Source organism: Faecalibacter sp., assembly GCF_057177045.1.
The window spans coordinates 1,245,850-1,266,827 of record NZ_CM169987.1 but is presented as its reverse complement, the minus strand read 5'-3'; the positions used below and the strand labels follow the sequence as shown (position 1 = coordinate 1,266,827).

The following is a 20,978-nucleotide window of genomic DNA, read 5'->3' as shown; positions in this document are numbered from 1 at the left end:
TTTCAATAATTATACCTTTATTTCTAAAGGGAATTACAAAATTTAGAAAATATTAACGGGTAGCAATATTAAAAAAAGACAATTATTTATCAAAAAAAGACATATTTATTTGTGTATTTTGTACAATATATCAAATAAAGTATTATCTTAGTTTTAACTTATACAAAGCTATGAATATAAACCTAGATACTAAATTAGACACACGTTATTACTTAACAGAAATTGATAAAAATCCAAACTCAATCTTCTGTTATCATAAAGAAATATCGGAAGCTTATGTGGTTGAGCATAAACACGATAAAGGGCAATTTCTTTATTGTGAAGGTGGGATAGTTTACGTAAAGATAGGGAAGGATACGTACTATTTACCTGCTCGACACTTTATGTGGATACCTCCAGGCGCTGAACATAGTATACACCCAAATACACCAGATGTGATAATGAGGAACTTATATTTTCCGATATCAGAGTTGGATCATGTATTTTTTAAGAGAGTAGGAATTTACCCTGCAGATGGATTATTGTTAGAACTACTATTATTTTCTAACAAATGGATGGGAGATATTACAAATGAACAACGCAGTGATTATATTGTGGCACAAGCGTTTAAGGAATTATTGCCTCGAATTAGTAAAAATAGTTTAAAATTAACGTTGCCATTACCTTCTGATGAACGACTAAAAAAGATTGTTCAATTCTTGGAAGATAATATGGATACTTCGATCACAATGAAGAAAATTACTGCTGAATTTGGTTTCAGTGAACGATCATTGTCACGATTATTCCAAAAAGATTTACAAATGACTTTTGTACAATATTTCACAATTTTGAGAATGTTACGTGCTTTAAAATTATTAATTGACGGAACATATTCGATCAGTGAAATTTCATTAATGGTAGGATATAACAGTTTACCAACTTTTAGTAATACGTTCCAGAAAGTAATTGGAGTTCGTCCAACAGATTATTCAAAAAAGAAAGATATCTTATAATATAAATGAAAATATACCAAATTAGTGGGTTAGGTGCAAATGGAAATGCGTTTAGAAATCTACAATTAGAAAAAGATTTCGAACAAATATATGTGCCTTGGCTAAATCCAGAAAAGGAGGAGACTTTAGCCCATTATACGGAAAGAATGTTAGATCATATTAATCCCACAGAAGATTTTCTTCTGATGGGATTATCTTTTGGTGGGATAATCGTACAAGAAATGAATCGTTTTGTTAACCCAAAACATACGTTCTTAATTTCAACGGTAAAGAATAGAGAAGAATTACCTTTATTATTTAGATTTTCTTCTCGTACCAATGCACATAAAGTTATTCCAATGAGTTTTTTAACTTCGGATCATGTGTTTTCTTACATGATGTTGCGCAAATTGTATTACACCAAAAAACAAGATGCATTGGATGATATTTTCGAATTTAAAGACCCTGAATATCTCCGTTGGTCGATTCATAAGATTGTGAATTGGAAACATTCTGAAGCTTACAAAGAAGAAAATTTAACGCATATCCATGGCAACAAAGACATTGTTTTTCCGATTGGGAATATCAAGGATTGTCAAGTAATTGATGGTGGAACACACATCATGGTGATGCAAAAACCAAAAGCTGTGAGCAAAGAAATTAATCAAGTTTTGATTCAATTATAAAAAAATAGTCACCCTTTTGGATGACTATTTTATGATTATATTTTAATCTTCTATATTTTCTTCGAAGTATGATTTTTCAAGTGCTGAATTATCAGCATTAATTACGTCAAATTCTCCGATTTTAGTTCGTCTTAAAGCAGTTAAATATCCACCAGAATTTAATGCTTTTCCAAAATCAAATGCTAAAGAACGAATGTAAGTTCCTTTCGAACATTTTACTTCGAAATCAACAAATGGTAAATCGATTTTAGTGATTTTAAATTCTTCAATGGTAATTTGACGAGATTTTCTTTCAATTTCCTGTCCTTCACGTGCTAATTCGTACAAACGTTTACCATCCACTTTAATGGCAGAGTGCATAGGAGGGAATTGTTCAATTTCTCCAATAAATTGTTTTGTCGTTTCGTGAATTAATTCTTCTGTAATATGTTCTGTAGGAAATGTTTGATTTTCTTCAGATTCTAAATCATATGTTGGTGTTGTTACACCTAATTTAATTGTTCCGGTATAGACTTTTTCTTGCGCCTGAAATTCGTCAATACGTTTGGTCCATTTCCCTGTACAAATTAATAATAAACCTGTTGCTTTAGGATCTAAAGTTCCGGCATGACCAACCTTTATCTTTTTAAGATTATACGCTTTACGAATATTCCAACGAATTTTATTTACAGCATCAAAAGAAGTCCAGTCTAATGGTTTATCAATCAAAAAAACGTGCCCTTCTTGTATCTTTTCTACATTCATAATTTTATTGTTGAATCATTGTGGTTTCAACAGTTGTAGGTTTGTTGTCTTCAGAAGAAGTTTGCGGATTGTTCCAAAAATAGATTAATAAGAATATTCCAATAACAATTCTGTACCATCCCCAAAATTTGAATCCGTATTTAGTTAATACAGAAATAAATGTTTTAACAGCGATTAAAGCAACCACAAATGCAACCACATTTCCGATTAAGAATAAGATAATATGTTCTTGATCTTGAAGAATCATTTCGTAACCTTTCATCGGATTAGCTGTGTTTTCGCCCCATGTTTTTACAAAAACAGAATACACAGTAACAGCTAACATAGTAGGAACAGCTAAAAAGAAAGAAAATTCTGCTGCAGCTTTACGAGATAAACCTTGTGTCATACCACCAATAATAGAAGCCGCAGAACGAGAAGTACCTGGCATCATTGCTAAACATTGCCAAAAACCAATTGTTAATGCTTTTTTAATGGTAATTTCTTTTTCATCATCAATTTTAGGGTTTTTAAACCATTTATCTACAAATAGTAAAATGATTCCACCAAAAACTAACATTCCTGAAATAGCAACTTGATTTCCTAAAACTGCTTCGATTTTATCATCAAATAATTTTCCTAAAATTAATGCTGGAATTACAGCAATAGCAAGTTTGATATAAAAATTGAAATTAAAATTCTCGAAATTGAAGAACTTTTTCCAATACAGTACAACGATCGATAAAATTGCTCCAAATTGAATTGACACTTGGAACATTTTTAAAAATTCACTTTCAGGTAGCCCCATAAGTGCGGCTGTAAATCCCATGTGAGCTGTTGAAGATATTGGTAAATATTCTGTTAATCCTTCTACAATAGCAATGATGATTGCTTCTAAAGTGTTCATTATTTTTCTTTATTCGGGTTGATTAAAATGGCATAAATTTCCACGATGAAACCTGAAATTACTAAAAATGGAGCTAAACGAATTCTGCGCCATGAATAGATGTCTTCGTTCCAATAAGTTGGGTCAAAAGTTCCATCAGGTGTCGTATTTGCATCTGCACCAGTCATTAAGATAAATCCTAAAGCAATTAATGCGATTCCTACACCCATCCAAATGTAATTGCGTTTTCCAAATAAAAAGGTAAAATCAGAACCCTTAGAAGATTCTGATTTTGTAATATTTTGTTTATGAATTGTACTCATTAGTATAATTGGTCAGTTTTTAATCGTAAATATCTCCAAGCTGCAAATAAAGTACTGAATAGAGCGATTAATACGCCTAATCCAACTAATACAGCAATTAAATATCCAAATTGTGGATTCCATAATAATAAACCGATACGTGTAGCCAATAAGTACCATAAGATTCCGATACCGATAATGGCAATTACAGCCGCTAATAATCCTAATAAAGCACCTTCTAATAAGAAAGGTTTCATAATAAATCGGCGACGTGCCCCAACTAATTGCATCGTTTTGATGCTAAAACGTTTGGCGTAAATTTTAAGACGAATCGAGTTATTGATTAAAATAATTACAATGACTAAGAAAATTCCAGCAAAAATCATTAACCAAAACGTAATGGTATTAATACTCTTGTGGATGGCCATCATAGCTTCACGATCACTCTTTACTTCATCAATGATTGGATTTGCACTTAATTTGGTCATAATCGAATCGATTTGTTCAATCGAATTGATTTTTTTAGGATCCAACGTGATTTGTACCGATGGCGGATAAATATTAGCCTCAAATATTTCTTGATCATTGATCCCTAAATCAAGTTTAGCAATCTTAGAAGCTTCTTCTTTACTAATGTATTTTGTTGCTTCTACGAAGTCATATTTTAATTTTAAGGAATCGATATATTCCTGTTGCATTGAAAATTCCTTGTCTTTTAATTTAGGATCATCAACATCATTAAAATAAGCTTCAATTTTTAATTCTCTTTTTAGATGTTCTGCGTAACTTTGTGCATTAATTACAATTAATCCAAATACACCTAATAAAAATAAAACTAAAGATATACTAATAACGACTGTTATGTTAGATGAGCGAAGTCTTCCTTTCTCAAATTTATCGTTCGTTTTTGACATTTGGGCTATTTTTGGGGCTAAGATAAAAAAAACTTATTTCGAAACATACATTATGCCAACGAAATTGGTTAAAGAAAATATAAAATTTAAAGAAATTTGAAAGTAAAAGCAAAAAAACATTTAGGTCAACATTTTTTGAATGATGAGAATATTGCACGTGATATTGCCGAGGGATTAACTTGGGAAGGATATGACCGTGTGTTAGAGATTGGTCCAGGAATGGGAGTGTTGACTAAATATATCTTACAAGCAAAAAGAAATATTGAGGTAGTGGAAATCGATACCGAATCTGTAGAGTATCTACAAGAAGTGTATCAACCATTTTATCCTGGTTTCAAGATCCATTCGGAGGATTTCTTGAAGATGAATTTTGCTGAAAAATTTAATGAACAAGTAGCTATTTTAGGAAACTTCCCTTATAATATTTCTTCACAGATTATTTTTAAAGCTTTAGAAGAACGTGAAACGGTTCCTGAATTATGCGGAATGTTCCAAAAAGAAGTGGCCGAACGTATAGCTTCTAAAAAAGGAACCAAAGATTATGGTATACTTTCTGTATTAGCACAAGCATACTATAAATGTGATTACCTTTTTACAGTTCCTGAAAACGTTTTTACACCTCCACCAAAAGTGAAGTCAGGTGTCATTATTATGAAACGTTACCGAACTGAAATTGAAGGAATCACACAAGAACGTTTTTTCCAAGTGGTAAAAGCAGGTTTTGGGCAACGCCGTAAAACCTTAAGAAATGCTTTAAAATCTTTAGGAATTCCAGAACAATTAAACGATCATGAATTCTTAAATTTACGCGCTGAACAGTTGTCAGTAGAAGATTTTATCGAGTTAACTAAATTGATGCAATAAGCTTATGAATGTAGAAATTACAAAAGACTTTATCGGAGTACTTATAGAAAAAATTAATGAACAAAATGCGAAAGCAGTCAAGGAAATGTTGGATGGATTACATCCCGCCGATATTGCCGAATTGTTTGATGAACTTTCTACCAAAGAGCAAGCTTTTGTAATTGATCTTTTAGAAAATGACACTTCCGCTGATATTCTTTTAGAATTAGAAGAGGATGATCGTAAAAAAATCTTACATACATTTTCGGCTAAAGAAATTGCGAATGAAGTAATTAATGAAATGGATACCGATGATGCGGTGGATATCATTAATGAACTTTCAGATCGCAAGAAGAATGAAGTTATCGCACAAATCGAAGATAAAGAACAAGCAAAGGAAATTGTTGAGTTACTTCGTTATGATGAAGATACGGCCGGAGGTTTAATGGGGAAGGAGCTGATCAAAGTGAATAAAGGCTGGTCGGTTATTACTGCAATTAAACAAATGCGTAAGCAAGCGGAAGAATTAGAAGAGGTTTTTTCAATTTATGTCGTTGATGATGATGATGTCTTATTAGGAACTTTATCGCTAAAAAAATTCTTAACGACTTCTGCCAATACCAAAGTAGAGGATGTATACAATGATAAGATTCAATATGTGAATATTGATACACCTGATTTGGAAGTTGCGAAAGTAATAGAAAAGTATGATTTATATGAAGTTCCAGTAATTGATGAATTGAAACGTTTAGTTGGTGTAATTACAGTGGATGACGTATTAGACGTGATTCGAGAAGAAGCGGAAGAAAATTATCAATTAGCAGCCGGGATTACTCAAAACGTCGATTCAGATGACAGCATCTTAAAATTAACAAAAGCCCGTTTACCTTGGTTAATGATTGGGATGTTAGGAGGTTTAGGTGCAGCGTCAATCATGTCTGGCTTCGAATCCGCTTTAGAAAAATATACCATTTTATTGATGTTCGTTCCATTAATCCAATCTACGGCAGGGAATGTTGGGATTCAATCTTCTGCTATTGTGGTTCAGGGGCTAGCGAATGGTTCAATTAAAGGCGGGATTTTTAAACGATTAGGTAAAGAATTTTTATTGGGATTATTAAATGGTCTTGGTATTGCCTTAGTGGTTTTATTAATTACTCATTTTGTTTTCGGTACATCTTATTATGTATCAATGACGATATGTGTTGCATTGGTTGCTGTAATTATTAACGCAGCGATTATTGGGACGTTTATTCCAATTTTTTTAAATGGTCGAGGCATTGATCCTGCGGTTTCTACGGGACCATTTATTACCACAAGTAATGATATTTTAGGTGTGTTTATCTATTTTATGATTGCCAAATCAATTTTAGGGTTTTAAACGATAACTTAGTTATATAAAAATTAAAAAGCCGATTGCATAGCAATCGGCTTTTTTTATCGCTTCAATGAAATTTTAAAAGTTGTTCCCTTTTCTTTTGAAGATTCAGAAACATAAATTTTACCACGGTGATAATCTTCAATAATTCGTTTTGCTAATGAAAGTCCTAAGCCCCAACCTCTTTTTTTGGTTGTAAAACCCGGTTGAAAAATTTTCTTTTGAATTTTTTGTGGAATTCCGGGACCAGTATCTTTAATCGATGTAACAATAAATTGACCTTCTTGCTGAATTTCAATATCAAGTACGCCTTTATTTTGCATCGCATCAGCGGCATTTTTAATTAAATTTTCCAATACCCAACTGTATAATAAAGGATTAAATTTTACATTGATTTCTTCATAATCGGTGATGAAATTTATTTCGATCCCTTGACTAATACGTTCACGTAAATAATGAAGTGTTGATTGAGTTGCATCGATAAGGTTAATGGTTTGCAATTCTGCAGTTGATCCAATTTTAGAAAATCGTTCAGCTATATGTTTTAGTCGATTAATATCCTTTTCAATCTCTTGGATAGGCGTTTGATCAATCTCTTCAAATTTTAATAATTCGACCCATCCCATCAAAGAAGATAGAGGCGTACCAATTTGATGAGCTGTTTCTTTGGCCATACCTGCCCATAAATAACTTTTTTCAGTATCTCGAATGGTTTTAAAATACCAATACGAAAACAAGAAAAACAAAAGGATAAGTGCAATGATGATGAATGGGAAATATTGTAATTGATTTAATAATTTAGAGTTGGAGTAATACACATGGTTTTTTCCATCTGGTAAATCAATCTCCACATGCATGTTTTGATGAATAATTTTCTCAGCATATTTTCTCAACTTGATTGAATCTTCTGTAATTTCAGAATCAATATTTTTAGTGAAGTTGATATTGTTTTTTTCATCAATCAGAATGACAGGAATGGTGGAATTATCTTCGATTAAACGAAATAAAAAATCTTGAGTTTTAGGATCAATATATTCTGTTTGACTGATTAACTCTAACGATTTCGCATAATTTTCAATTTTTGATTTTTCGACTTGCTTCAATTGGGTGACAATTTGGAGCGAAACCCATATCGTTAGCGCGAAAATTATACAGATTAAAATGAAGCCAATCCATTGATTGGGTAGTTTTTTGCTTAAATATTCGTACATAAAAATCTGAAAAATTTCAAATATTAATATCAAATGTAATAATTATTTGATTATAATATATTTTTATGGCGAGATAAGATAAATATGATGAAAGTAATTTTTTTAAAATAGTTAAATGCTTTACTTTTGTCTCTAAATCTCATAGAGAGTAAAATTTATGGATCGTTTTTCATTTTTAAACGCCGCCCATATCGAGTTTATAGGCGACTTATATGACCAGTATATCCAATATCCGGATAGTGTAGAACCTAGTTGGAAAGCATTTTTCCAAGGGTATGATTTCGCAAACGCGACTTATGATGGAGAGCCATTGTTTGTAGCTTCAGCTCCTGCAAGAGAGACTAAAGTTGTACAGCAAGTGGTAAATCCAGCTGTAGCTCCGCAAATTTCTGAGAATGTTCAGAAGGAATTCAAGGTTATTAACTTAATTAATGCTTACCGTACAAGAGGGCATTTATTTACAAAAACTAACCCTGTTAGAGAGCGCAGAAAGTGGGAACCAACATTAGCTTTAGAAAACTTCGGTTTATCTCAAGCTGATTTAAACCAAACTTTCACAGCAGGAGAAATCTTAGGAATTGGTGGTGCAATCACTTTAAAAGAGATCATCAACCATTTAGAAGAAATGTACTGTGATTCTATCGGAGTAGAGTACATGTATGTTAGAGAACCTCAGAAAATCGAGTGGATTCAGCATTGGTTAAACCAAAACTTAAACCACCCAAAATTATCGAAGGAAGAAAAAGAGAGAATTTTATTTAAGTTAAATCAAGCAACTGCTTTTGAAAACTTCTTAAATACAAAATACGTTGGACAAAAACGTTTCTCTGTTGAAGGTAATGAATCTTTAATCCCAGGATTAGATACATTAATCAACCGTTCTTCTGATTTAGGTGTTGAAGAAGTAATCGTAGGTATGGCTCACCGTGGTCGTCTTAACGTATTAGCAAACATCTTTGGAAAATCTTATTCTCAAATCTTCTCTGAGTTCGAAGGTAAAGCTTTCGACACTGATTTAGTTGCAGGCGATGTGAAATATCACATGGGATCTACAAACAAGATTCAAGCAATTAATGGTAAAGAAATCAAAATTAACTTAGCGCCAAACCCATCTCACTTAGAAACTGTAGATGCAGTTGTTGAAGGGATTACTCGTGCTAAAGCTGAAACAGATTATAACGAAGACTACTCTAAAATCTTACCTGTATTAATCCATGGTGATGCTGCTGTAGCTGGACAAGGTATCGTGTACGAAGTATTACAAATGATGTCTTTAGAAGGATACAAAACAGGAGGTACAGTTCACGTTGTGGTAAATAACCAAATTGGTTTCACAACGAACTATTTAGATTCTCGTTCGTCAACATATTGTACAGATATTGCTAAAGTAACTTTATCACCAGTATTACATGTAAATGCTGATGATGCTGAAGCAGTAGTACACGCTTTCCGTTTTGCAGCAGATTACCGTGCAAAATTCGGACAAGATGTATTCATTGACTTATTAGGTTACCGTAAATATGGACACAACGAAGGTGATGAGCCTAAGTTCACACAACCTAAATTATACGATATCATCGCAAAACACCCAAATCCACGTCAAATTTATTTAGATAAATTATTAAAAGAAGGTGCGATTGGAGAAGATATCGTTAAACAAAAAGAAGAAGAATTTAAAGCTTTATTAGAAGAAAACTTTGCAGCTTCTAAAGAGATTGAACGTAATAAATTATTCCCTTTCATGCCAGAAGAATGGGAAGATTACACAATTGCTGAAGGGGATAAAGTATTCGAAAAAGTAAATACAGCTTACGATGCTGAAGCATTGAAAGAAATTGCTAAGAAAATTTCTACAATTCCTGCAGATAAAAAATTCATTCGTAAAATTGTTCGTTTAGTAGAAGGACGTGCAAAAATGATCGAAGAAGATAAAATCGATTGGGGATTAGGAGAAGCATTAGCATTTGGATCAATCTTAAAAGATGGACGTGATATCCGTTTATCAGGAGAAGACGTTCAACGTGGTACTTTCTCTCATCGTCACGCAGTAATTAAAACTGAAGACACAGAAGAAAAAGTAACATTATTAAATCACATCGCAGAAGAGCAAGGGAAATTTAGAGTATACAACTCTTTATTATCTGAATACGGTGTATTAGGTTTTGATTACGGATATGCAATGGCAAATCCAAAAGCGTTAACTATTTGGGAAGCACAATTTGGTGATTTTATGAATGGTGCGCAAATTATGATCGACCAATACATTACTGCGGCTGAAGATAAATGGAGATTACAAAACGGATTAGTAATGTTATTACCTCACGGATACGAAGGACAAGGTGCTGAACACTCTTCTGCACGTTTAGAGCGTTTCTTACAGGCAACGGCAGATAATAACATGTTTGTAGCTAACATTACAACTCCTGCTAACTTCTTCCATGCTTTAAGAAGACAAGTGGTTACTGATTACCGTAAACCATTAGTAGTAATGTCACCAAAATCATTATTACGTCATCCACAAGCTGTATCTAAATTAGAAGATTTCTCTAACGGATCATTCCAAGAAATCATCGAAGATACATTTGTAGATCCTAAAAAAGCGAAAAAAGTGGTATTCTGTTCAGGTAAAATTTACTATGAATTAGCAAAAAAACGCGAAGAATTAGGAGATACAACTACAGCAATCGTACGTATCGAGCAATTATATCCAATCCAAGAAGGACGTGTGGAAGAAATTGTAGCGAAATACGGTAAAGCTGAATTAATCTGGGCACAAGAAGAACCAGAAAATATGGGAGCATGGGGTTACATTTTACGTAAATTCCGTAAACTTCCTTTCGAAGTAGTTTCGCCTAAAGAATCTGCTGCTACAGCTCCTGGTTCTAGCAAAAGATGGGCTGCAATCTACGAAGATGTAATTAATAGAGTTTTCAAATAAAATAAAGCTAATAGATATGTTAGAAATGAAAGTCCCTTCACCAGGGGAGTCTATCACAGAAGTAGAAATCGCTACTTGGTTAGTTAAAGATGGTGATTATGTAGAAAAAGACCAAGCAATTGCTGAGGTTGATTCAGATAAAGCAACATTAGAGTTACCAGCAGAAGAAGCAGGTATCATCTATTTAAAAGCTGAAGAAGGAGATGTAGTAGAGGTAGGACAAGTTGTTTGTCACATCGATACTGCTGCTGCTAAACCAGCAGGTGCTGCTGCACCAGCTGTAGAAGCTCCTAAAGCTGAAGTTAAAGAAGAAGTTAAAGCTGCTCCTGCACCTGCTGCTGCTCCAGCACCAGCTGCACCTGCGACTCCAGCTCCAACTTACGCTACAGGAACTCCATCACCAGCTGCTAAAAAAGTTTTAGACGAGAAAGGTGTTGATGCTGCTCAAGTAGTAGGTACAGGACGTGACGGACGTATTACTCAAGCTGACGCTGTTCGCTATACTCCAGCAATGGGTCAAGCTCCAGTTTCAGGTGTACGTTCTTCTTCAGAGAAAAAATTATCTTCATTACGTCGTAAAATTGCTCAACGTTTAGTTTCTGTTAAAAACGAAACTGCAATGTTAACAACATTCAACGAAGTTGATATGTCTGCAATTTTCGCATTACGTAACGAATATAAAGACGAGTTTAAAGCAAAACACGGTGTAGGATTAGGATTTATGTCTTTCTTCACTAAAGCGGTTACTCGTGCATTAGAGTTATACCCAGACGTAAACTCTATGATTGATGGTGATTACCAAGTGAAATTTGATTACTCTGACATTTCAGTTGCTGTATCAGGACCAAAAGGTTTAATGGTGCCAGTAGTTCGTAATGCTGAGAACTTAACTTTCCGTGGTGTAGAGCAATCAATTAAAGATTTAGCAATCAAAGTTCGTGATGGAAAAATCACAGTTGATGAAATGACAGGAGGTACATTTACAATCACTAACGGTGGTGTATTTGGATCTATGATGTCTACTCCAATCATCAACCCACCTCAATCAGGTATCTTAGGTATGCACAATATCGTTGAGCGTCCAATCGCTAAAAACGGTCAAGTGGTTATCGCACCTATGATGTACATTGCTTTATCTTATGACCACCGTATTATTGACGGACGTGAATCAGTTGGATTCTTAGTTGCCGTTAAAGAAGGGGTTGAAGATCCAGTAAATGTTTTAATGGGAGGTGATCCTCGTAAAGCTTTAGAATTATAATTTTTTAAAAAGATTATAACATCCATAAATTAAAAGCCGCTCGTAGAGCGGCTTTTTTATTTTTTTAAGTCTTGATTTGCTAATTAATTAATACCTTTAATAGAAATCTAGCAAAAATGAAGAAATTAATAATTTGTATACTCGCTACATTATCCGTTAACTATGTAGATGCACAATTAAATTTAAATAATGAAAATACGGAGTTAGTAATTGAAAATTCTACAATCGAAAAGGTTTATTTAAAGAAAGGAAGTGATAAAATATTTTTGAAAAATGATTCAATTATTTTTCAAAGAGATTATTATAATTTCAATACGAAAGAAACTTACACGTTTGAGAAACAATTAAAGAATCGAGGCTTTAATGTTCCTTTAAATCAATTACAAGATTTAGATAACGGTCAACAAGTCATTGACAGACCACCTATTTATATAGAAACTTATTTTTCGGATGAAACTAAGGGTAAACAAATGATTTACTCTAATGACATAATTGAAGGATTATTTAATAATTTATATAATCAATTGAATAAAGAAATTGATGCGTATTTCAATCAATTACCATCAGGGAAATATACATATTCTACTTTTATTAATCGAAGAGTAAAAGATAATAATTCTGATTTTTATAAAGAGATTGAAAACAACCTAATTGAAAAAGGTATAGAGGATGAAGATATATATAATCAACCAATCATTTACATTAATAAAGTTCAATCGACATTTGATGAATTGAATAAATTAAGAAAAAATGAGATAAAATCCTATAAAGTTATTAAGGGTGAGGATGCAATTAAAATTTATGGATATTCTACTAAAAATGGATTAGTTATTATTGAAACGAAATAGTATAAATAAAAAGCGACTTGAATACTCAAGTCGCTTTTTATTTATATGAATATAATCTTAAATTATCTCGTTAATGCTGAATTCTTTTTGATTTCAGCTAAAACTTCTGCTTTTGGACGACCAAGATATGCTCCTTCTTCTACGATAGGATATAATTGATCGTATGACATAATGCGTGTGTTATCTACGCGTAAATTAACGTGTGTACGGTTGAAATCACGGTGCGATTTAACTCCAGTGGCAGAAATTAATTCAGATAAAATATGCATTGTTTTCTTGTGGAAGTTATACATACGTGTTGCTTTATCTTCTACATCTAATCCTTTCATTAAATCTCGATCTTGCGTTGCAACTCCAACAGGACATGTATTCGTATTACATTGTAACGCTTGAATACAACCTACTGCCATCATCATCGCACGTGCAGAATAAACTAAATCTGCACCAATTGCCATCACACGAGCAATATGGAAAGATGAAATGATTTTACCTGATGCAATCACACGAATATCTTTCTTTAAATTATAACCTCTTAATGTATCTACAGCAAAAGCTAAACCATCTAATAAAGGCATACCTAACGAGTTCGAGAACTCTACTGGAGCAGCTCCTGTACCACCTTCACCACCATCAATAACGATAAAGTCAGGTTTAATACCCGTATTGATAATTGCTTCACAAATTTCAATAAACTCTTCTTTTATACCAATACATAATTTAAAACCTACAGGTTTACCACCAGATAAATCACGTAATTTTTTAATGAAATGTAACATTCCTTCAGCATCAGAGAAAGCCGAGTGAGAAGGAGGTGAGTCTACAGTTGTATATGGTTCTACTGCACGAATTGCAGCAATTTCTGGTGTATTTTTGTTGGCTGGTAAAATTCCTCCGTGACCTGGTTTAGCCCCTTGAGAAATTTTTAACTCAATCATTTTTACATTTGGTAAAGTTGCTCGCTCCACATATTTATCTGGATCAAAACCACCATCAGCTGCACGGCATCCGAAATATCCTGTACCGATTTGCCAAATTAAATCTCCTCCTGGTTGCAAGTGATAAGGTGAGATACCACCTTCTCCTGTATTATGTGCAAAATTACCTAATTTCGCCCCTTTGTTCATGGCTAATACAGCATTTTCACTTAACGATCCGAAAGACATGGCAGAAATGTTTAATAAACTTGCCAAATAAGGTTGTTTACAATCTTCACCACCAATTTTTACACGTGGATCATCTGCATGCTGAATTTTTCCTGCATACATCGAGTGATTCAACCATTCGTATCCAGCTTCGTAAACATCCAATTGAGTACCAAATGGAACTGTGTCAATTACATTTTTAGCACGACGATAAACCATAGAACGCATCAAACGATCGATAGGTTTACCTTCTGTATCTGTCTCAACGAAATACTGCATGATTTCAGGACGAATACTTTCTAACATGTAACGGAAATTTCCAATCACAGGATAGTTTCGACGAATAGCATGTCTTTTTTGAGTCATATCGTAAATTCCTACGATAATTAAAGGTGCTACGATTACAAATGTCCATAGAATCCCTGACCAGAAGTAAGAAATTCCTAAAATAGCAAGAACAAGTACTACAGAAATGATTACAAAACCTTGTCTAACTTTCATAAGTTTTACTTATTTAAATAATAGTTCAATTAAAGTTCAAATATATTTAAAAAAAGGCATTCAAAATTATCTATTTGATATTTTTTGTGGAACTTTTTTTAATTTTTTGATGATGTAAGGTCGGATTCGATTAAAAAGTTTTTAAATATTATTACAGAATAAAATCATTCTTAGAAAGTTTACACTTCAATCTTAAATTATCTCTAAAAAAAAGGATTTTATTTTGATTTTACTTCTCCTTGTAAACACGCGTTAAATCCAAAATTTTGATGGGGCTCATTTGAAAACCTTTCACCTTTTTATTCAAAAAGATCGCTGTTTGATCATAAAATAAAGGCAAAATAGGAGTTGATTTCATCATTAATGCATCCATTTTTTCGTAAATCGCTGCTCTTTCGTCAAGGTTATGGATTAAAAATGATTGTTCATACAATTGATCAAATGACTCGTTTTTATAGTGCGAGTAATTTGGACCTTCAGGGGCTAAATTTTTCGAATAATACAACGAAAGAAAATTCTCAGCATCGGGATAATCTGCCCCCCAATTGGCTCTGAACAATGAGAATTTTCCTGTCGATTTTCCATCACGCATTGTTGGCCCTGGCACAACATTTACTTGTACAGGTAATCCAAGTTTAGCCATTTCAGCGGAGATGTATTCACAAATATCGACGTATTCTTGTACTGTGGTCAGTTCAATAGGTTTTATGGATTTATGATCCTTTTTATAATTTGCGATAAGTGTTCTTGCTTTTTTTGGATCGTATTTAAATCCAGAGTCGGCAGAATATCCTGGTAATCCTTTTGGAATAAATCCACCATCAGCAGGGAAAGCCAAACCTTTCATCATATACTTGATGATTTTATTTTTATCTACACCATAATTTAAAGCTTCGCGTAATCTTGAATCAATGGCATCTTGATGATCCAAATAAAAACATAAGTATACAGTACTTAAATATGGTGATTTTATCAATGAAATTTGATCAGCATATTTTGGATTGAGCTCACCAATAGGATTTAAAATTTCGTCTTTATAAGATGGATCTAAATCGGCCATCATATCAATATTCCCTTTAATTAATTCAAGAAATTCTGAATTCTTTTCCGGTAAAAAGGTAATGTTTACAGCTTCCAAATATGGTAAACGAGTTCCTTTCTCATCAAATTCAAAATACAAGGGATTTTTGCGCAATACCATTTTCACATTGTCATCCCAAATTTTAAATTGAAATGGTCCAGTACCAATGGGATGTTTTAAGAAACCTTCATTCCCGTCTTTAAATAATTCGTGGGGAACAACAGAAGCATACTTCATCGATATTAATCCTAAAAAAGGAGGGAAGGCATCATTTAAATTTATTTGTAGAACCGAATCATTAATGGCTATATAATCTTTAATATTATTCATAATCCATCCGCCCGATCCACCAGCTTTGGGATCTTTTAAACGATTGAATGAAAAGACAAAGTCTTGCGCCACAACATTTCGTGTTGAATCTTTACCAAAAATTTCATGGGAATGAAAAAAAACATCTTGGCGTAGAGTAAAGGTATATGTTTTTCCATCTTCAGAGATTTCCCACTTTCTGGCTATATCTGGTTGTATTTGTAAGTCTTGATCAATTTTAACTAAACTGTTATAAATTAAATTACAAGCCCAGTTATTCGCTTGAGTTCTAGCATTGATTGGATCTAATGAAGAAATATTATCGTATCGATTAAGTTTGAAAATTTGACTCGAATCGATATCTTTTTTTGATTGACAACCGATGAAAGCGAATATTAATAAAATGTAAGATAAGTGTTTAATCATTCTGAAACATGAATTTTTATAGTTCAAAACTATGCAATATTTATTGCAAATGTATAAATTTGCAGCTATGATTAATCAAACAAAAAAAGTTGCATTCCATACGTTAGGATGTAAATTGAATTTTTCTGAAACGTCCACTATTGCTCGAAATTTAAAAGATCATGGATATCAGAAGGTTGAATTTACAGATTCGGCGGACGTCTATGTGATTAATACATGTTCGGTAACAGCAAATGCAGATAGAGAATGTAGAACGATTGTAAAGAATGCTTTAAAAGCAAATCCAGATGGATTTGTTGTTGTGGTTGGTTGTTATGCCCAATTAAAACCTGAAGAAATCGCACAAATGGAAGGTGTTGATTTAGTTTTAGGTGCAGCAGAAAAATTTAATGTCGCTCAATATTTAGAAAATTTAAATAAACAAGAGGAAGCCATTATCCATTCATGTGAAATTGAAGAAGCTGATTTTTATGTCGGATCTTACTCAATTGGAGATCGTACACGTGCTTTCTTAAAAGTTCAGGATGGATGTGATTATAAATGTACGTATTGTACAATTCCTTTAGCACGTGGAATTTCTCGTTCGGATACCATGGACAATGTGTTAAAAAATGCGAGAGAGATTGCTGAAAAAGGAATTAAAGAAATCGTATTGACAGGCGTAAATATTGGAGATTACGGAAAAGGAGAATTTGGAAATAAGAAACACGAACATACCTTCTTAGAATTAGTTCAAGAATTGGATAAGGTGGATAATATTGATCGTATTCGTATTTCGTCAATTGAACCCAACTTATTAAAGAACGAAACAATTGAATTTGTATCAAAAAGTGAGCGATTTGTACCTCACTTCCATATTCCATTACAATCTGGTAGCGACGAGATACTAAAAAAGATGAAACGTCGTTATTTATCTAATTTGTACATAGATCGTGTTACAAAAATTAGAGAAGTTTTACCACATGCTTGCATTGGAGTAGACGTAATTGTTGGTTTCCCTGGAGAAACTGAAGAATTATTTTTAGAAACTTATAATTTTTTAAACCAATTACCAATAAGTTATTTACACGTATTTACTTATTCAGAACGTGATAACACGGAAGCAATTGGATTTGAAGGAGTGGTAGATCCAGCAGAACGTAAACGCCGTAATAAAATGTTACGCATTTTATCGGAGAAAAAACGTCAGGCATTCTATCAAACTCAATTAGGATCAACGCAAAAAGTGTTATGGGAGCATGATAACAAAGAAGGGAAAATGTTTGGATTCACAGAAAATTATGTGAAAGTTCAAACGGATTTTGATGCTTCACTTGTTAATCAAACTCAACTCGTAGAACTAATTCGTATAAATCACAATGGTAACGTCGAAGTAAAAATAAAAGAACAAGAACCTATATTATCATAAAAACTCTATTAAAACTTATACATGAAGACACCTAAACTTAAGTTTTTACTTGTACTAACAAGTATATTTTTATCGTTACCAGCTATGGCTCAATTACAACTTGGAGCGAAACTTGGCGGAGGATTATCGAACTATAAAAATATTCACGAAAATTCTCAGTCACGTATTGCTGTACAAGCCGGTTTTTTAGCAAAGTATCAACTGGAAATGGGATACTATAGAAATTTCCGTAATTATATTCAAGCGGAATTATTATATAGTACAATTGGAGAAGAAAATGGACCTTATAAAATTAATGTCAACTATTTGACAATTCCATTGATGTATCAACATTATTTATCGGATTCAGATAATGATTTCTTTGTGGAATTTGGTCCACAAGTGCAGTTTGTTATTTTTGATAGAATTGATCAGTTCGCATCTCCAAATCCAAACATGCCATGGTTAGGTTCAGATAACAATGTTTTAAACAAGTTTGATGTCGCAATTAATGGAGGAGTAGGATTCTCATACCAACGAAAATTTGAAATTGGATTACGTTACAGTTGGGGATTAGTTGATTCTTGGGATTTTAAATACAAGGACAATGATTTCAATAGAACGTCATTAATATCATTATCGTTATCTTACTTATTAGATTTTAATCCACGTTATTATTAATAATAATCATTTAAAAAACGGAATTTTATAAAATTCCGTTTTTTTTATTCATAATTCTGCAGTATTTTTAGATGAGTTATTAAGTTTTAAAGCAATACTATGAGACAGTTATCTTTTATATTTTTAATGGTGGGAGCTTTTATCCTTACAAGTTGTGGTGCAGTAAGTGTATCGACAGATTATGATCGAACGGCTAATTTCAACACGTATAAGACTTATTCATTTCATCAAAAAGGATTAGATAAATTAAAGGTAAATGATCTTGATAAACGCCGTTTAATTAGTGCAATTGAACAAGAAATGTCCAATAAAGGATTTATAAAAGTAAATTCAGATGCTGATCTTGTGGTGAATGTATTAACAAGTTCGTCACAAGAAGTGTACATTAATAACGATCGTTTTGGAGGTTATGGTTATGGATATTGGGGTGGAATGTATCCTACAGTATCCGATTATACGTCAGGTAAAATTATTCTAGATATTGTAGATGATAAACGAAATATATTGGTGTGGCAAGGAATAGGAAATGGACTAAATGTGGACAACGTTTCAGCTAAATCGGAAAAAATTCCACAAGCTGTAAATGAAATCTTGAAAAAATTTCCACCACAACCTAAAAAATAAAAAAAATGATAGCCCTTGAAATTTCAAGGGTTATTTTTTTTACCTTTATCTAAGTAAAAACCTACTTATGAAAAAACTACAAACGAAATTATTATCTTCTCTATTTATCCTTGCTTCTTCATGTGCATTTTCACAATTCCAATTTGGTGCAAAAATAGGTGGAGGATTGAGTAACACTACTGTTGTACATGGTATTTCAAAAGAACGTATTGGATTATTAGGCGGTTTAGTGGGGAAATATCAATTATCTTCTCGTACAGAAGATCACTACATACAGGCTGAAATTTTATATACCAATCAAGGAGAGTACTCTGTCGATCGCAGTGGAAATAAATACAAAGCTTTTGTGGATTATCTGAATATTCCCATCATGTATAAGTTTTATTTTGATGATCAGGGAAGTGATTTTTTCTTAGAAGCGGGACCACAAGTTGGATTTGTGATATCAGATAAAATTGATCCTTTAGGACCAGAAGCACAAAACAATGATTTAAAATCATTTGATCTTGCTTTTAATGTAGGTGTAGGTTATTCTTATAATCGAACATTTGAAGCAAATATTCGATACGGTATTGGTTTAGTCGATACATATGGTTATAAAAAATGGGAAAACGATATTAATCGCACATCATTTTTAACTTTAGGACTAACATACTTTTTTAATTAAATAGACAAAAGAAGGCATCTTTACAAGATGCCTTTTTTATTGTTATAAATTTTATTCAACTGTTTTTTTGTTGGATAATAATGACCAAATTATAGTGATGAGTAATATTCCTCCAATAATACTTAGTGAGACGGTTGACTCGAAGTGATAGAATGGCATAATGATCATTTTAATCCCAATAAAGGTTAAAATAACGGCTAAACCATAATGCAATTTATTGAATTTGTCCATTGAATTAGCTAAAAGAAAATACAATGAACGTAATCCTAAAATGGCAAATATATTCGAAGAGTATAATATGAAAGGATCATTTGGTGCTATTGCGAAAATTGCTGGGATACTATCTACAGCAAAGACTAAATCTGTAATTTCAATCACAGCTAATGCAACAAATAATGGCGTTGCCATTTTTACTCCATTTTGAACAGTAAAAAATTTATCTTGATCAAAATTTGGAGAAACTTTATAGAATTTATGAACCAATCGTACGCCAAAATTCTTAGATAAATCTTGATCATCATCGTCATTTGAAGAAGACCATGATTTAATTCCGGCTACAATTAAAAAGAACCCAAATAAAGTTAAGATTACATTAGGGCGATAAAATTGTTTCGTTACAAAATTGGCATGTTCTACGGCATCATTGTCTAAAACAAAATTAAAATCCCCAAGTGAAAATGCAGGTAAATAAGTTAGCTTAATTAATTCCACTCCTGCAAATATGAAAATGGCACGGAAGAACAATGCTCCTAAAATTCCCCAGAATAATACTTTATGCTGATATTCTTTTGGAATTTTAAAGAATCCAAATACTAAAATAAATACAAAGAGATTATCGACAGATAGTGCTTTTTCAATCCAATATGCCGCCTGAAATTGTGAAAATTTTTCCATTGCAAAGGCATGACCATCTGCATTTCGAAAAACCATATAAACAATTCCACTAAAAATCATGGCCAAGGATATCCATACAATAGTCCAAGTCAAAGCTTCTTTGTTGGATACAGCATGTGCATTCTTATTGAAAACTCCTAAATCCAATAGCAGCATAACAATTACTGCCACGGCAAATCCAGTAATCAATCCTGGATGGTTTAACATGTTGTCTTGTACGACAGCCATTAACGACATAGATATATAATTTAATTAATTTTTTGATTAAATTTGAAACAATTATTTTGTAAATATAATCTAAATAT

At 32.7% G+C, this 20,978-nt stretch carries 19 protein-coding genes; 11 read left to right on the top strand and 8 right to left on the bottom strand.

The window, feature by feature from the left end:
- Positions 1–170: 170 nt before the first annotated feature.
- Positions 171–992 carry an AraC family transcriptional regulator gene (locus tag AC1QSP_RS05725; RefSeq protein WP_484080173.1) on the top strand — a complete coding sequence of 274 codons (822 nt, stop codon included), beginning with the start codon at positions 171–173 and terminating at the stop codon, positions 990–992.
- A gap of 5 nt (positions 993–997) precedes the next feature.
- Positions 998–1,657 carry an alpha/beta hydrolase gene (locus AC1QSP_RS05720; protein ID WP_484080172.1) on the top strand — a complete coding sequence of 220 codons (660 nt, stop codon included), beginning with the start codon at positions 998–1,000 and terminating at the stop codon, positions 1,655–1,657.
- Positions 1,658–1,699: 42 nt separating this feature from the next.
- Here the strand turns inward: AC1QSP_RS05720 and truB are convergent, their stop codons facing one another.
- The 4 genes from truB to AC1QSP_RS05700 are packed head-to-tail and all read right to left on the bottom strand — an operon-like array spanning position 1,700 to position 4,482.
- Positions 1,700–2,401 carry a tRNA pseudouridine(55) synthase TruB gene (truB, locus tag AC1QSP_RS05715; RefSeq protein WP_484080171.1) on the bottom strand — a complete coding sequence of 234 codons (702 nt, stop codon included), beginning with the start codon at positions 2,399–2,401 and terminating at the stop codon, positions 1,700–1,702.
- 4 nt (positions 2,402–2,405) lie between these two features.
- Complete coding sequence (locus AC1QSP_RS05710) at positions 2,406–3,287, bottom strand: undecaprenyl-diphosphate phosphatase (RefSeq protein ID WP_484080170.1); 882 nt, start codon at positions 3,285–3,287, stop codon at positions 2,406–2,408.
- Positions 3,287–3,589, bottom strand: coding sequence for a DUF3098 domain-containing protein (locus AC1QSP_RS05705; RefSeq protein ID WP_484080169.1), 303 nt, complete (start codon positions 3,587–3,589; stop codon positions 3,287–3,289). Before AC1QSP_RS05705 ends, AC1QSP_RS05710 begins: the two co-directional genes overlap by 1 nt.
- Complete coding sequence (locus AC1QSP_RS05700) at positions 3,589–4,482, bottom strand: cell division protein FtsX (RefSeq protein WP_484080168.1); 894 nt, start codon at positions 4,480–4,482, stop codon at positions 3,589–3,591. Before AC1QSP_RS05700 ends, AC1QSP_RS05705 begins: the two co-directional genes overlap by 1 nt.
- Before the next feature lie 96 nt (positions 4,483–4,578).
- On the opposite strand from AC1QSP_RS05700, the gene rsmA reads away from it, so the two are divergent.
- Together rsmA and mgtE are read left to right on the top strand one after the other, a co-directional pair.
- Positions 4,579–5,346, top strand: coding sequence for a 16S rRNA (adenine(1518)-N(6)/adenine(1519)-N(6))-dimethyltransferase RsmA (rsmA, locus tag AC1QSP_RS05695; protein WP_322969283.1), 768 nt, complete (start codon positions 4,579–4,581; stop codon positions 5,344–5,346).
- A 4-nt stretch (positions 5,347–5,350) separates the two neighbouring features.
- Positions 5,351–6,706, top strand: coding sequence for a magnesium transporter (gene mgtE, locus AC1QSP_RS05690; RefSeq protein ID WP_484080167.1), 1,356 nt, complete (start codon positions 5,351–5,353; stop codon positions 6,704–6,706).
- A gap of 56 nt (positions 6,707–6,762) precedes the next feature.
- On the opposite strand, the gene AC1QSP_RS05685 is transcribed toward mgtE, so the two are convergent.
- Positions 6,763–7,806 (bottom strand): sensor histidine kinase, encoded by a 1,044-nt coding sequence (locus tag AC1QSP_RS05685; RefSeq protein ID WP_484080166.1) that lies wholly within the window; start codon positions 7,804–7,806, stop codon positions 6,763–6,765.
- Positions 7,807–8,071: 265 nt separating this feature from the next.
- On the opposite strand from AC1QSP_RS05685, the gene AC1QSP_RS05680 reads away from it, so the two are divergent.
- The 3 genes from AC1QSP_RS05680 to AC1QSP_RS05670 all read left to right on the top strand — a co-directional run bounded on the left by AC1QSP_RS05680 (position 8,072) and on the right by AC1QSP_RS05670 (position 12,961).
- The gene (locus AC1QSP_RS05680; RefSeq protein ID WP_484080165.1) at positions 8,072–10,852 is read left to right on the top strand and encodes a 2-oxoglutarate dehydrogenase E1 component; all 2,781 of its coding nucleotides are present in this window, start codon (positions 8,072–8,074) and stop codon (positions 10,850–10,852) included.
- A 10-nt stretch (positions 10,853–10,862) separates the two neighbouring features.
- Positions 10,863–12,113 carry a 2-oxoglutarate dehydrogenase complex dihydrolipoyllysine-residue succinyltransferase gene (gene odhB, locus AC1QSP_RS05675; protein ID WP_484080390.1) on the top strand — a complete coding sequence of 417 codons (1,251 nt, stop codon included), beginning with the start codon at positions 10,863–10,865 and terminating at the stop codon, positions 12,111–12,113.
- A gap of 116 nt (positions 12,114–12,229) precedes the next feature.
- Entirely contained in the window at positions 12,230–12,961 is a 732-nt protein-coding gene (locus tag AC1QSP_RS05670) for a hypothetical protein (protein ID WP_484080164.1), read from the top strand.
- Between the two features lie 62 nt (positions 12,962–13,023).
- On the opposite strand, the gene AC1QSP_RS05665 is transcribed toward AC1QSP_RS05670, so the two are convergent.
- Positions 13,024–14,604 (bottom strand): FMN-binding glutamate synthase family protein, encoded by a 1,581-nt coding sequence (locus AC1QSP_RS05665; RefSeq protein ID WP_484080163.1) that lies wholly within the window; start codon positions 14,602–14,604, stop codon positions 13,024–13,026.
- Between the two features lie 229 nt (positions 14,605–14,833).
- The gene (locus AC1QSP_RS05660) at positions 14,834–16,420 is read right to left on the bottom strand and encodes an ABC transporter substrate-binding protein (protein WP_484080162.1); all 1,587 of its coding nucleotides are present in this window, start codon (positions 16,418–16,420) and stop codon (positions 14,834–14,836) included.
- A 67-nt stretch (positions 16,421–16,487) separates the two neighbouring features.
- Between AC1QSP_RS05660 and mtaB the strand changes: the two genes are divergently transcribed.
- The 4 genes from mtaB to AC1QSP_RS05640 all read left to right on the top strand — a co-directional run bounded on the left by mtaB (position 16,488) and on the right by AC1QSP_RS05640 (position 19,779).
- On the top strand, positions 16,488–17,828 hold the full coding sequence (mtaB, locus tag AC1QSP_RS05655; RefSeq protein ID WP_322969291.1) for a tRNA (N(6)-L-threonylcarbamoyladenosine(37)-C(2))-methylthiotransferase MtaB: 1,341 nt from the start codon (positions 16,488–16,490) through the stop codon (positions 17,826–17,828).
- Positions 17,829–17,849: 21 nt separating this feature from the next.
- Positions 17,850–18,488, top strand: coding sequence for a porin family protein (locus tag AC1QSP_RS05650; protein WP_484080161.1), 639 nt, complete (start codon positions 17,850–17,852; stop codon positions 18,486–18,488).
- A 99-nt stretch (positions 18,489–18,587) separates the two neighbouring features.
- A complete protein-coding gene (locus tag AC1QSP_RS05645) occupies positions 18,588–19,112 on the top strand; it encodes a DUF4136 domain-containing protein (protein WP_484080160.1) in 525 nt (174 codons plus the stop codon).
- A 67-nt stretch (positions 19,113–19,179) separates the two neighbouring features.
- Positions 19,180–19,779 carry a porin family protein gene (locus AC1QSP_RS05640; RefSeq protein ID WP_484080159.1) on the top strand — a complete coding sequence of 200 codons (600 nt, stop codon included), beginning with the start codon at positions 19,180–19,182 and terminating at the stop codon, positions 19,777–19,779.
- A 51-nt stretch (positions 19,780–19,830) separates the two neighbouring features.
- Here AC1QSP_RS05640 and AC1QSP_RS05635 read toward each other — a convergent pair whose 3' ends face one another.
- Positions 19,831–20,910, bottom strand: coding sequence for a TerC family protein (locus AC1QSP_RS05635; protein ID WP_484080158.1), 1,080 nt, complete (start codon positions 20,908–20,910; stop codon positions 19,831–19,833).
- Positions 20,911–20,978 lie beyond the last annotated feature (68 nt).